The sequence below is a fragment of the Dokdonella ginsengisoli genome (assembly GCF_042652785.1).
In the GTDB taxonomy this organism is placed as follows: Bacteria; Pseudomonadota; Gammaproteobacteria; order Xanthomonadales; family Rhodanobacteraceae; genus Dokdonella_A; species Dokdonella_A ginsengisoli.
In genome coordinates this window covers 95,777-107,714 of the sequence record NZ_JBHSHD010000010.1, presented here as the reverse complement: position 1 = coordinate 107,714, position 11,938 = coordinate 95,777, and the positions used below count along the sequence as shown (strand labels likewise).

General features: G+C 70.4%; 16 protein-coding genes. 14 read left to right on the top strand and 2 right to left on the bottom strand.

From position 1 onward, the window contains the following. Positions 1-94: 94 nt before the first annotated feature. Both ACFO6Q_RS12880 and ACFO6Q_RS12875 read left to right on the top strand, forming a co-directional pair. The gene (locus tag ACFO6Q_RS12880; protein ID WP_380021510.1) at positions 95-373 is read left to right on the top strand and encodes a GNAT family N-acetyltransferase; all 279 of its coding nucleotides are present in this window, start codon (positions 95-97) and stop codon (positions 371-373) included. Then, positions 370-828 carry an OsmC family protein gene (locus tag ACFO6Q_RS12875; RefSeq protein WP_380021509.1) on the top strand — a complete coding sequence of 153 codons (459 nt, stop codon included), beginning with the start codon at positions 370-372 and terminating at the stop codon, positions 826-828. Before ACFO6Q_RS12880 ends, ACFO6Q_RS12875 begins: the two co-directional genes overlap by 4 nt. 10 nt (positions 829-838) lie before the next feature. On the opposite strand, the gene ACFO6Q_RS12870 is transcribed toward ACFO6Q_RS12875, so the two are convergent. Further along, positions 839-1,654, bottom strand: coding sequence for a DUF3025 domain-containing protein (locus ACFO6Q_RS12870; protein ID WP_380021508.1), 816 nt, complete (start codon positions 1,652-1,654; stop codon positions 839-841). A 203-nt stretch (positions 1,655-1,857) separates the two neighbouring features. On the opposite strand from ACFO6Q_RS12870, the gene ACFO6Q_RS12865 reads away from it, so the two are divergent. Together ACFO6Q_RS12865 and ACFO6Q_RS12860 are read left to right on the top strand one after the other, a co-directional pair. Further along, positions 1,858-2,079 carry an AbrB/MazE/SpoVT family DNA-binding domain-containing protein gene (locus tag ACFO6Q_RS12865; protein WP_380021507.1) on the top strand — a complete coding sequence of 74 codons (222 nt, stop codon included), beginning with the start codon at positions 1,858-1,860 and terminating at the stop codon, positions 2,077-2,079. Next, positions 2,076-2,504 (top strand): type II toxin-antitoxin system death-on-curing family toxin, encoded by a 429-nt coding sequence (locus tag ACFO6Q_RS12860; RefSeq protein WP_380021506.1) that lies wholly within the window; start codon positions 2,076-2,078, stop codon positions 2,502-2,504. Before ACFO6Q_RS12865 ends, ACFO6Q_RS12860 begins: the two co-directional genes overlap by 4 nt. Before the next feature lie 175 nt (positions 2,505-2,679). Here ACFO6Q_RS12860 and rimO read toward each other — a convergent pair whose 3' ends face one another. Next, positions 2,680-3,999, bottom strand: coding sequence for a 30S ribosomal protein S12 methylthiotransferase RimO (gene rimO / locus ACFO6Q_RS12855; RefSeq protein WP_380021505.1), 1,320 nt, complete (start codon positions 3,997-3,999; stop codon positions 2,680-2,682). An 86-nt stretch (positions 4,000-4,085) separates the two neighbouring features. Here rimO and ACFO6Q_RS12850 point away from each other — a divergent pair, with 86 nt between their 5' ends. The 10 genes from ACFO6Q_RS12850 to pcp all read left to right on the top strand — a co-directional run bounded on the left by ACFO6Q_RS12850 (position 4,086) and on the right by pcp (position 11,938). Further along, entirely contained in the window at positions 4,086-5,465 is a 1,380-nt protein-coding gene (locus tag ACFO6Q_RS12850) for a lipase family alpha/beta hydrolase (protein ID WP_380021504.1), read from the top strand. Positions 5,466-5,540: 75 nt separating this feature from the next. Next, positions 5,541-6,212, top strand: coding sequence for a dienelactone hydrolase family protein (locus ACFO6Q_RS12845; RefSeq protein ID WP_380021503.1), 672 nt, complete (start codon positions 5,541-5,543; stop codon positions 6,210-6,212). Then, positions 6,212-6,628 carry an HIT domain-containing protein gene (locus tag ACFO6Q_RS12840; RefSeq protein WP_380021502.1) on the top strand — a complete coding sequence of 139 codons (417 nt, stop codon included), beginning with the start codon at positions 6,212-6,214 and terminating at the stop codon, positions 6,626-6,628. Before ACFO6Q_RS12845 ends, ACFO6Q_RS12840 begins: the two co-directional genes overlap by 1 nt. Continuing rightward, the gene (gene pxpB / locus ACFO6Q_RS12835) at positions 6,625-7,353 is read left to right on the top strand and encodes a 5-oxoprolinase subunit PxpB (RefSeq protein ID WP_380021501.1); all 729 of its coding nucleotides are present in this window, start codon (positions 6,625-6,627) and stop codon (positions 7,351-7,353) included. Before ACFO6Q_RS12840 ends, pxpB begins: the two co-directional genes overlap by 4 nt. Next, entirely contained in the window at positions 7,350-8,324 is a 975-nt protein-coding gene (locus ACFO6Q_RS12830) for a 5-oxoprolinase subunit C family protein (protein ID WP_380021500.1), read from the top strand. Before pxpB ends, ACFO6Q_RS12830 begins: the two co-directional genes overlap by 4 nt. A gap of 109 nt (positions 8,325-8,433) precedes the next feature. Continuing rightward, entirely contained in the window at positions 8,434-9,210 is a 777-nt protein-coding gene (locus tag ACFO6Q_RS12825) for a LamB/YcsF family protein (protein ID WP_380021499.1), read from the top strand. Then, complete coding sequence (locus ACFO6Q_RS12820; RefSeq protein ID WP_380021498.1) at positions 9,207-9,878, top strand: DUF969 domain-containing protein; 672 nt, start codon at positions 9,207-9,209, stop codon at positions 9,876-9,878. The genes ACFO6Q_RS12825 and ACFO6Q_RS12820 overlap by 4 nt, the downstream gene beginning before the upstream one ends. Further along, a complete protein-coding gene (locus ACFO6Q_RS12815; protein ID WP_380021497.1) occupies positions 9,865-10,827 on the top strand; it encodes a DUF979 domain-containing protein in 963 nt (320 codons plus the stop codon). Before ACFO6Q_RS12820 ends, ACFO6Q_RS12815 begins: the two co-directional genes overlap by 14 nt. Positions 10,828-10,849: 22 nt before the next feature. Next, complete coding sequence (locus ACFO6Q_RS12810) at positions 10,850-11,230, top strand: GFA family protein (RefSeq protein WP_465251709.1); 381 nt, start codon at positions 10,850-10,852, stop codon at positions 11,228-11,230. 51 nt (positions 11,231-11,281) lie between these two features. Further along, positions 11,282-11,938 carry a pyroglutamyl-peptidase I gene (gene pcp / locus ACFO6Q_RS12805; protein WP_380021495.1) on the top strand — a complete coding sequence of 219 codons (657 nt, stop codon included), beginning with the start codon at positions 11,282-11,284 and terminating at the stop codon, positions 11,936-11,938.

Here is an 11,938-nt window from a genome sequence, read left to right as displayed (position 1 = left end):
GGAAACGGCCCCGGTCGCGGCCGTTTGCGCGAGAATCACCCGGCCGGCGGCGGGCGACGCCGCGGCATCCACGCTCGGCAGAACGGACCAGACCATGTCGGAAGAAATCATCGACAACCGCGCGCGCAAGCGCTACGAACTCACCGTCGACGGACACGTCGCGCACGTCGACTACGAACGCGCGGCCGGCACCATCACCTTCATCCACACCATCGTGCCCGACGAGCTCGGCGGGCGCGGCATCGCTTCCCAGCTCGCGCGGCACGTCCTCGACGAGGCGCGCCGGGCCGGCGAGAAGGTGATCCCGCAGTGCCCCTTCATCGCGGCCTACATCCGCAAGCACTCCGAATACCAGGATCTGGTGCAGGCATGAGCGGCGCGCACTTCGATCGGCCGTCTGTCGCCGACGGCACCGTCGTCGTCGCCGAGACCGGCGACGGGCAGTTCGCCCAGTACGTGCTGGACGGACGGCACGAATTCGCCGCCGACGAGCCGGTCGCGGTCGGCGGTACCGATACCGGGCCGGGGCCGTACGAACTGCTGCTGATGGCCCTGGGCGCCTGCACCTCGATGACCCTGCGTCTGTACGCGACGCGCAAGCAGATCCCGCTGGAGCGCGTGATCGTGCGGCTGCGCCACGCCAAGCGCTACGTCGAGGACTGCCGCGATTGCGGCGACAAGCCGGTGATGCTCGACCACATCCAGCGCGAGATCGAGCTGATCGGCGCGGCGGAGGAACACAAGCCGCGCCTGCTCGAGATGGCGGACAAATGCCCGGTGCATCGCACGCTGACCTCGAAGATCGTGATCGACACGCGGCTGGCCTGAGCGGCGCGTTTCACGGCGCGTACGGCGCCGGATAGCGCCGTCCGGGCCGCAGTGGCCGGAAGCACGGCGCCTCGCGCAGGAACGCCGGTTGCGCGCCGTCCACATGCCAGCCCGGAATGCCGGCCAGCGGCAGCGGACGCAGTTCCTGCGGGTCGGCGAGCAGTTCGCCGGCGGCGATCGCGGCGGCGACGCGGGCTTCCGCATCGGGCCAGCGCGCGACCATCGACCCCGCCTCCACGTCCAGCGCGGCGAACGCACGCGCATCGACGCGCACCGCCAGCGCCTTCGCCACCGGCAGGTCATGTCCGTTCCACACGTGCTCGACCAGCGCATGGCCGAACACGGTGACCGCGATCGAACGCCCCCATCCCGCGCGCTGCGCGCCGAACAGCGTGGACCAGTCGTGCGCATCCCACGCCGGCAGCAGGTCCGTGCCGGCGAGCCAGACGATCGCGCCGGCCTCGTCGAAATGCGTCAGCGCGCACTGCCCTCGCGTGCGCTGCTTCGGCCCCACCCTGGCGATGTCGGCGACCTGGCGCGCGTTCAACGCCCGCTTGAGCCGCGGATGGCGCAGCCAGACCAGCGCATTGAAGAAATCGTGCGGATGCGACTCGCGCGTGGCCAGCTCGCCACGCTCGGCGATGCGCGTCTCGTAGTGCAGGCCGTCGGCCAGCAGCGCAGCATCCTGGGCGCAGAACCGCGGCCGCTCGATCCGATCCGAGTCGACAGCGGCTAGGCGCAGCCGCTCCAGCTCGGCCACACTGAACGCATCCGCGGAAACCGTCCCGGCCGTTGTTTCCCAGGTTCGCAGCAGCAGATGACGCATCGGAACTTGCCGCGCAATCGCCGCCGCCTGCGGCAGGCCCGATTCGACGCGGGTGCGGATTTGAACGGGAACATCCATGGCGGCGCGGAGGATAAGGTAGTCCGCGCCGGACCGGCATCGGCCCGGACCGGCGAAAACCGGTTTCCGAAGCCGTCAAAGGATGATATAACAAACGTTATAACACTCTCTGAGAGGCCACCTCCATGAAGCTGAAGATCACCAGCATCGGCAATTCCGCCGGCGTCATCCTGCCCAAGGAGCTGCTCGCGCGGCTGCGCCTGGACAAGGGCGACGAACTCTACGCGCTGGAAACGCCGGGGGGCATCAAGCTCACGGTGTTCGATCCGGAGCTGGCCGAGCAGATGGAAGTCGCCGAAAAGCTCATGCGCGAGGACCGCGCGGTGCTGCGCAAGCTGGCGCAGTGATCGTCTGGATCGGCAAGGCGCTCGCGCTGGCGATCCACGATCGCCAGCTCGCCGAGCACGGCGGCGGCGAAGGCGTGCGCGATGCGTCGATGCTCGAATCGGCGCTGGCGCGGCCGCAGCAACTCTACGCGTACGGCGATCCGCCGCCGGACCTCGCCGACCTTGCGGCCAGCCTCGCCTACGGCCTCGCGCGCAATCATCCGTTCGTCGACGGCAACAAGCGCACGGCGCACGTCTGCTACCGCGCGTTCATCGCGCTCAACGGCGCCGAATTGACGGCGAGCGACGAGGAAAAGTACGTCAACATGGTCGCCCTCGCCGATGGAGAACTCTCCGAAGCGGAGTTCGCCGCGTGGCTGCGCAGGCATCTGCGCGTCGAAACGACGGGCGCCGTGCACGAGCCCCGCGTACGCGATTACCGCTGAGGCAACGATTTCTTCCGGGCGGCCGGCCCCCGCTGCCGCAGGCACGTCGTCGGACACGCGGGAAAAGGCTGCGCTTGCCGCAGAATCTCCGGAAGACGTCGCTCGCCGCCGAGCCTCGGCGCACCGGAGCAGGATGTCCGTTGCGCCGTGCGTCACGTCCGCCCGAGACGGGCGATCAGCCGGCCAGCCGTCCGATCAGGTCGTGCTCGTCGGTATGGATGATCTCCACTTCCGCGAACTGGCCGGGCTTGAGCTTCTGTCCGTCGTCGATGCGCACGATGCCGTCGATCTCCGGTGCGTCGGCCTGCGAGCGCGCGACCGCGCCGTCCTCGTCGACCTCGTCGACGAGGACGCGCTGGCGCGTGCCGATCTTGCGCGCCAGGCGCACCGCAGAGATTTCGGCCTGCACTTCCATGAAGCGTTCGAGGCGTTCTTCCTTGACCTCCTCCGGCACCGGATCGGGCAGCTCGTTCGCCCTGGCGCCGTCGACCGGCGAGTACGCGAACGCACCGACGCGATCGAGCTGCGCCTCGCGCAGGAAGTCGAGCAGTTCCTCGAACTCCGCTTCGGTCTCGCCGGGGAAGCCGACGATGAAGGTGCTGCGCAAGGTCAGATCCGGACACGCCTGGCGCCACGCCTGCACGCGCGCGAGCACCTTGTCGACCGCGCCGGGGCGCTTCATCAGCTTGAGGATGCGCGGGCTGGCGTGCTGGAACGGGATGTCGAGATAGGGCAGCAGCTTGCCGTCCGTCATCAACGCGATCACCTCGTCGACGTGCGGATACGGATAGACGTAGTGCAGCCGCGTCCACGCGCCGAGTTCGGCCAGGCCTTCGCACAGGTCCTTCATGCGCGTGGCGTAGGCGCGTCCGCGCCAGTCGCGCGCGGCGTACTTCAGGTCGACGCCGTAGGCGCTGGTGTCCTGCGACACGACCAGCAGTTCCTTCACGCCGCCCCTGACCAGCTTCTCGGCCTCGACCAGCACCTCGTCGACCGGCCGCGAGACCAGATCGCCGCGCATCGACGGGATGATGCAGAAGGTGCAGCGGTGGTTGCAGCCCTCGGAGATCTTCAGATACGCGTAGTGCCTGGGCGTCAGCTTGACACCTTGCGGCGGCACCAGATCCAGGAATGGGTCGTGCTTGGGCGGCAGCGCCGCGTGCACCGCGCCCATCACGCTGGCGTAGTCCTGTGGGCCGGAAATCGAGAGCACGTCCGGATGCGTCTCGCGGATCAGCTCGGCGCGCTTGCCGAGGCAGCCGGTCACGATGACCTTGCCGTTCTCCTCCAGCGCCTCGCCGATCGCGTCGAGCGATTCGTTCACCGCCGCGTCGATGAAGCCGCAGGTGTTGACGACGACGACGTCGGCCGCGTCGTAGCTCGGCACGATGTCGTAGCCCTCCACGCGCAGCTGGGTGAGGATGCGTTCGGAGTCGACGAGCGCCTTGGGGCAGCCGAGGCTGACGAAACCGACCTTGGGATTGCGGCGGGACATGGAGATCCGGAGCGGAATGGACCGCGCATTTTAGCAGCGCCGGCGCGTCATGTTCGCCGCCGGGGGCTGTGGCTAGAATCGGGCATATGAGCCAAGCCCCTTGCTGCCCCGTCATCCTGCTGCCCGGCATCAAGGGCACCGAGCTCACCGACGAATACCCGACCGACCGCGAATCGGTGTGGTCGGTGTCCAACAGCCTGCGCGGCGACTTCAAGCGCCTGGCCCTGCATCCGGACGACCGCCGCTACGAGCGCATCGAACCGGCGCGGGTGGCGCCCGGCCCGGTGTTCAACCTGATCTACGAGCAGTTCCTGACCAGCCTGCGCCACGAGCTGTCGCCGGCGGAGGACCGACCGACGCCGGTATTTGCCTTTCCCTACGACTGGCGGCGGGCGCTCGGCGACATCGAGGAACAACTGGACGGCTTCATCGACGAAGTCATCGCGCGCACCCTGCTGCTGCGCCACTACTTCGGCTCGGACTACCGCAAGCGACCGCGCGTGCACCTGGTCGGGCACTCGATGGGCGGCCTGCTCATCGCCGGCTACCTCGCCCGCTACGGCGGCGCCAAGGTGGCCAGGGTCGCCACCTTGGCGACGCCGTTCCAGGGCTCGGCCAACGCCGTGCTGTCGATCGCCACCGGGCAGGCCTCGATGACCGGCGTCGACGTCAGCCCGGCCGAGCGCGAGGTCGCGCGCATGCTGCCGGCGGTCTACCACCTGCTGCCGAGCTACGCCGGCGCGCTGGCCTGGCCGCAGCCGCTTGCGCGCGGCTTCTACAAGCCGCTGGCCTGGCAGCCGAGCGTGTACCAGACCATCGCCGAGTACATCCGCCTGTATTCGCGGCGCGATCCGGCCGAGACCGCCGCCCTGCCCGATCGCATCGCCGAAGCCGCCGGCATCCTGCGCGCGATGCTCAACGAAGCGCAGAAGCATCGCGCCGGCGTCGACGCGCTGAACCTTAAGGACGCCGGACTCGCGCCGAGCGACTGGCTCTGCATCGCCGGCATCGGCGAGGCGACCGTGGACCGCATCGCCGCCACCACCGTGCCGCTGCCGGACCCGGCCGCATTCGCCAAGGCGGCGATCTTCGACGGCGGCAACGCGATCGAGATCGACCTGCGCGCGTCCGCGCCGGTCGACGACTACGACCCCGCTCGGCGCGAACGCGCCGACGTGCGCACCGGCGACGCCACCGTGCCGCTGGCCGGCGCGACGCCGACCTTCCTGCCCTACGAACAGCTCGTCGCCGTCACGCGCCATCACTACGCCTGGTGGGAACTGGGCGACCGCCTGGTCAACGGCCTGGTCGACCTGCACGCCGCGCTGCCGCGCATGAACGCGGTGCAGGCGATGATCACCGCGCACTTCCTCGGCCGCGACGCACGCGCCATCGAAGCGCTGCCGGCGCCGGGCGTCGCGGCGGACGCGTGGCGGCCGCCGCTGGGCGGGCTGGCGCTCGGTTAACCTGTAGCGCCTGCGCCCGATGCGGCGCGGAGGCGGCAGGACGCACGTTCTCGCAAACTCGTTGAGGAATCCCGCATGGGCCAGCACATCCAGTTGAACACCTCGCGCATGCACTGCATCGGCGCGTACCTCGCCAAGGCCGAAGGCACGCCGAAGGGCGGTCTCGTCGTCGTGCAGGAAATCTTCGGCGTCAACGCGCACATGCGCGACGTCGTCGACCGCTACGCCGCGCTCGGCTACACCGCGATCGCGCCGGCGTTCTTCGACCACGTGGAGAGCGGCGTCGAACTGGGCTACGACGAGGCCGGCTACGCGCGCGGCCGCGAACTGATCGGCGAGATCGGCCTCGACCTCGCCGTCGACGACGTCGCCAGCGCGGCGGAGTCGATCTCCTCTGCCGGCAAGATCGGCTGCGTCGGCTACTGCTGGGGCGGCACCGTCGCCCTGCTCGCCGCGATCCGCCTCGGCCTGCCCGCCGTCAGCTACTACGGTTCGCGCAACCCGGCGTTCCTCGAACAGAAGCCGAAGGCGCCGGTGCAGTTCCATTTCGGCGAACGCGACGCCTCGATTCCGCCGGAAGCGATCGCCAAGCACCGCGCCGCCCTGCCCGATGCCGAAATCTACGTCTACCCGGCCGGCCACGCGTTCAACCGCGACGTCGATCCGAAGGCCTACGACGAAGGCAGCGCCAAACTCGCGCTGGAACGCGCGCTGGCGTTCTTCGACCACAACCTGAAGCAAGCCTGATGTCGTTCCCGCTCGATCCCCGCCTGGCCGCCGATACGCACCCGATCGGCGAAATGCCGCTGTCGCGCCTGCTGCTGATGGACGACGCGCGCCACCCGTGGCTGATCCTGGTGCCGCGCATCGCCGGTGCGCGCGAGCTGATGGATCTCGACGTCGTCGACCGCGCCGCGCTGTTCGACGAGATCACCGCGGTCTCGCGCGCGATGGAAACGCTGCTGCGCCCGGACAAGCTCAACGTCGCCGCGCTCGGCAATGTCGTGGCGCAGCTGCACGTGCACGTGATCGCCCGCTACGCCGACGACGCGAACTGGCCGCATCCGGTGTGGGGGCGCGGCGAGCGCGTCGCCTATGCGCGGGAGGACGCCGTCGCGCGCATCGCCGAACTGCGCGCGGCGCTGAAGGAACAGCTGGCATGAACGAAGGCGCCGGGCCGGCCGATTTCGAGATCGAGCCGCTCGGCGAAACGATGCTGCTGCTGCGCTTCGGCGAGCGAGTCGACGCCGCGGTCAACGCGCGCGTGCACGCCGCCGCACACATGCTGAGCCGGGTCGAGCTGCCCGGCCTGGTCGACGTGATTCCCGCCTACGCGACCCTCGCGCTTCACTACGACGCGCCGTTCTGGGCCGGCCGCGACGGCAGTCCGCCGTGGCAGCACCTGGCCGGCGCGCTACGCGCAGTGTTCGCCGGCGTGCAGCGCAGCGAACCGCACGAGGGCCGCAGCGTGGAGATTCCCGTCCGCTACGGCGGCGAGCACGGCGCCGATCTCGAGGCGGTGGCGGCACACGCCGGCCTCGACATCGATGCGGTGATCGCCCGCCACGTCGCCGTCGAGTACCGCGTGGCGATGCTCGGCTTCGCACCGGGCTTTCCGTACCTGCTCGGCCTCGATCCGGCCCTGCGCATGCCGCGCCGCGCGCAGCCGCGCACGCGCGTGCCGCGCGGCTCGGTCGCGATCGGCGGCGCGCAGACCGGCATCTACCCGTCCGAGCTTCCGGCCGGCTGGCAGCTGATCGGCCGCACACCGCTGACGCTGTTCGACGCCGCGCGCGAACCTCCCTGCCTGCTGGCCCCGGGCGACCGCGTGCGCTTCCGCGCGATCGATGCCGCCGAATTCGACGCGCTGGCGGAATCGGCGCGGTGAGCGTCGCCGTGCTCAAGCCCGGCCTGCTGACGACGCTGCAGGACCGCGGCCGACACGGCTATGCCGCGTTCGGCGTCGGCCACGCCGGTCCGATGGACGAGGTCGCGCTGCGCTTGGCCAACGCCCTGGTCGGCAACGCGGACGAGACCGCCGTACTGGAAATCACGCTGACGGGACCGCGCCTGCGCTTCGACACGGATGCCGTGATCGCCCTGACCGGAGCGGATTTCGACAGCCGCCTCGGCGACGCGCCCTTCGCCGGCTGGCGCGCCGTGCCGGTGCCCGCCGGTACGGTGCTCGATCTCGCGCGTGCGCGACGCGGCACGCGCGCCTATCTCGCGATCGCCGGCGGCTTCCGCGCCGCGCCGGTGCTCGGCAGCGCGGCGACCGACGTCAATGCGGGCCTCGGCGCGCCGCTGCACGGCGGCGAGGTACTGGGTATCGGCCAGTGGGCTTCGGTGCCGGCCAGCCGGGCGACCTGGTCACTGGACCCGCGACCGTGGTTCGATGCCGATCCGCACCGCCCGATCCGGCTACTGCGCGGACGCCATTTCGACGCGCTCGATGCGCGCTCGCGCGCGGCGCTGTTCGGCGCGCCATTCCGCATCGCAGCGGACTCCAACCGCGTCGGCTACCGCCTCGACGGCGAACGCCTCACGCTCGCCACGCCGCTGGAGATCGTCAGCGAACCGCTCGCCTTCGGCACCGTGCAGCTGCCGCCCGGCGGCCAGCCGATCGCGCTGATGGCCGAGCACCCGGTGACCGGCGGCTATCCGCGCATCGGCCAGGTCGCCGCAGTCGACCTGCCGCGCCTGGCCCAGCGCCGCCCCGGCGATCCGCTGCGCTTCGCCGAAATCGGCCTCGACGAGGCGCAAACACGCTATCTTCGCCGCGAGCACGAACTGACGCAGTTGCTCGACGCGATCACCGCCAGGCTCGGACGGGATCGTGGCCGGGACGGGAAAGACTGAAACACGAAGGGCACGAAGATCACGGAGCAAAGCCGGGAAAACTCCATTCGCCTTGCCTGCTTCGTGTTCTTCGTGTCCTTCGTGGTGGAATCCTTCGGCAGACACGTGGATGACGCAACGCATCGACCTCAACAGCGACATCGGCGAATCCTTCGGCGCCTGGACGATGGGCGACGACGCCGGCGTGCTCGCGCACGTCTCCTCGGCGAACATCGCCTGCGGCTTCCACGCCGGCGATCCGGACACGATGCGGCGCACGGTCGAACTCGCCGCGCGCGCCGGCGTCGCGATCGGCGCACACGTGTCGCTGCCCGACCTGCAAGGCTTCGGCCGGCGCGAGATGAAGCTCGGTGCCGACGAGGCGTATGCGCTGACGCTGTACCAGATCGGCGCGCTGGCCGGCTTCGCACACGCGGCCGGCACGCGGCTGCGCCACGTCAAGCCGCACGGCGCGCTGTACAACATGGCCGCGCGCGACGCCGGGCTGGCCGACGCGATCGCGCGGGCGACGCACGATTTCGACGCCGCCTTGGTGCTGGTCGGACTGGCCGGCAGCGAACTGCCGCGCGCGGGCGAGCGCGCCGGTCTGCGCGTCGCGCACGAGGCCTTCGCCGACCGCCGCTACGAGAAGGACGGCTCGCTGACGCCGCGCCGCGAAGCCGATGCCGTCATCGAGGACGTCGACGCCGCCGTGGCGCAGGCCTTGGCGATCGCGATGCGCGGAGAGGTCGCCACTCGTGACGGCGCCGTGCTGCAGCTGCGCGCCGACACGATCTGCGTGCACGGCGACCGCCCGAATGCGGCCGTCTTCGCGGCGCGCCTGTGCGCGGCGCTGCGCACGGCCGGGCTTCCCGTCATGGCACCCGGCGCAAGGCGTTCCGCATGAACTACTGGCCCCTGCTCGGCGTCGCCGTCGTGGTGATCGGCTTCGTGCTGAAACGCAACCCGGTCTTGGTCGTCGTCGCCGCCGGCGTGGTCAGCGGGCTCGCTGCCGGCATGGGCATCGGCGACCTGCTCGCGCTGATCGGCAACTCCTTCGTCAGCAACCGCGCCCTGCTTCTGTTCGTGCTGACCCTGCCGGTGATCGGCCTGCTCGAGCGCTACGGTCTGCGCGAGCGGGCGCAGGCCTGGATCGCCGGCTTCCGTTCGATGACCCTGGCGCGACTGCTGATCGCCTATCTCGGCCTGCGCCAGCTGCTGTCGATGTTCGGCCTGATCGATCTCGCCGGACACGCGCAGACCGTGCGGCCGCTGCTCGCGCCGATGAGCGAGGCCGCCGCCGACGGCGATCGTCCGCTGGACGCGCCGGCGCGCGAACGCGTGCGCGCGCTGGCCGCTGCCACCGACAACGTCGGCCGCTTCTTCGGTGAGGACGTGTTCCTCGCCTTCGGCGCGGTGCTGCTGATCCAGGGCTTCTACGAACGCCAGGGCATCCATCTCGAACCGCTGGCGATCGCGCTGTGGGCGTTGCCGACCGCGATCGCGGCGTTCGTGATCCACGCGGTACGCATCGTCTGGTTCCAGAAGAGGCTGCGCGACGATGCTGAAGGTTGAACACGTCTACTGGCTCATCGGCGCGTTCCTGCTGATCGCGGCGGGCATGAACGTGCGCCAGCGGCGCTGGTCGATGGCGGCGTTCTGGTTCGTGCTTTCCGGCGCGTTCCTGCTCGGCGACCTGGTGCAGCTCGCCACCGCGGCGGGCGTGCGCTGGCCGGCGCAGGCGATGGGGCTCGGCGTGGTCGCGCTGGGCCTGCTGGCCGCCAGCGGGACGATGCAGACGAAGACGGCCGGCGAGGAGGAAAGACGCGAGTCGGCATCGCGCCTGGGCAACCGTCTGTTCGCGCCGGCGCTGGCGATCCCGCTGGTCACGCTGGCGATCGTGCTCGGCGCGCCGTACCTGCGCTGGGGCGAGGCTTCGCTGATCGACGGCGCGCATCTGACGCTGGCCTCGCTCGGCCTGGCCTGCCTCGTCGCGCTGGCCTTCGCGCTGCGCACGACGCGCTCGACCCTGCCACAGTCCCTGGCCGAGGGGCGCCGCCTGCTCGACACGCTCGGCTGCGTCGCGCTGCTGCCGATGCTGCTGGCCACGCTCGGCAGCGTGTTCGCCGCAACCGGCGTCGGCGACGCCATCGCGGCGCTGGTGGAGATGCTGATTCCGACCGACAGCCGGCTCGCCTGCCTGGCCGCGTTCGCCTTCGGCATGGTGCTGTTCACCGTCATCATGGGCAACGCGTTCGCGGCGTTTCCGGTCATGATGGCCGGCATCGGCCTGCCGCTGCTCGTGCTGCGGCACGGTGCCGAACCGGCGGCCCTCGGCGCGATCGGCATGCTGACCGGCTACTGCGGAACCCTGCTGACGCCGATGGCGGCGAACTTCAACATCGTGCCGGCGGTGCTGCTGGAGCTGTCGGACCAGTACGGGGTGATCCGCGCGCAGATCCCGACGGCGCTGGCCCTGCTCGCGGTCAATCTCGCGCTGATGTGGTTCCTGGTGTTCCGCTGAAACCTGGCAAGGAGAAGGAAACGTGCATCGAGGATCGTGCCTGTGCGGCGCCGTGAGCTTTGAGGTCGACGCCGACCTGCGCGCACCGGATGCGTGCCACTGTTCGATGTGCCGCCGCCAGTCCGGACATTTCTGGGCCTCCACCGACGTGCTGCGCACGGACCTGCGCTTCATCGGCGCCGACCCGCTCGCCTGGTTCCGCTCCTCGGAAAAGGTGCGGCGCGGCTTCTGCGCCACCTGCGGCTCGGTGCTGTTCTGGGACGCGCAGGGCAAGGACACGATCTCGGTCTCGATGGGAGCCTTCGATTCGCCCACCGGCACGCGCCTGGAAAAGCACATCTTCGTCGCCGACAAGGGCGACTACTACGACATCGGCGACGCACTGCCGCAGAATCCGCGCTAGGACGCGGCCGTCGCCGGCTTCGATCCTCCTCGACCTTCCCACGACGCTCCCATGACCGACGAACCCGCGATCCTGCTCACCGGCTTCGAACCCTTCGGCGGCGAGCGCGTCAATCCTTCACGCGAGATCGTGCTCGCGCTCGACGGCGACGTCGTCGCGGCGCACCGCGTCGTCGGCGCGGTCCTGCCGGTCGCGTTCGCCTCGACGCACGCACTGCTGGAAGCCCTGCTCGAGGAGCACCGCCCGCGCCTCGTGCTCGCCCTCGGCCAGGCCGGCGGCCGCGGCGAGATCTCGCTGGAGCGCGTCGCGATCAACCTGATCGACGCGCGCATTGCCGACAACGACGGCCTGCAGCCGATCGACGAAGCGGTCGTCGCCGACGCGCCCGGCGCGTATTTTTCCACCCTGCCGCTGAAGGCGATGCAGGCACGGCTGCGCGATCTGGGCATTCCCGCCGCGCTGTCGCTGTCGGCCGGCAGCTACGTCTGCAACCAGACGTTCTTCGCGCTCGCCCATCTGCTGGCGACGCGCTGGCCCAGCGTGCGTGGCGGTTTCGTGCACGTGCCGTCGCTGCCCGAGCAGGCCGCGCGGCAGCCCGGCCAGCCGAGCATGGCACTGGAAACGATGGTCGCCGGCGTGCGCGCCGCGCTCGACTGCGCCGTACGGACCGAAAGCGACCTGTCCGTCGCCGGCGGCACGATCTGCTGA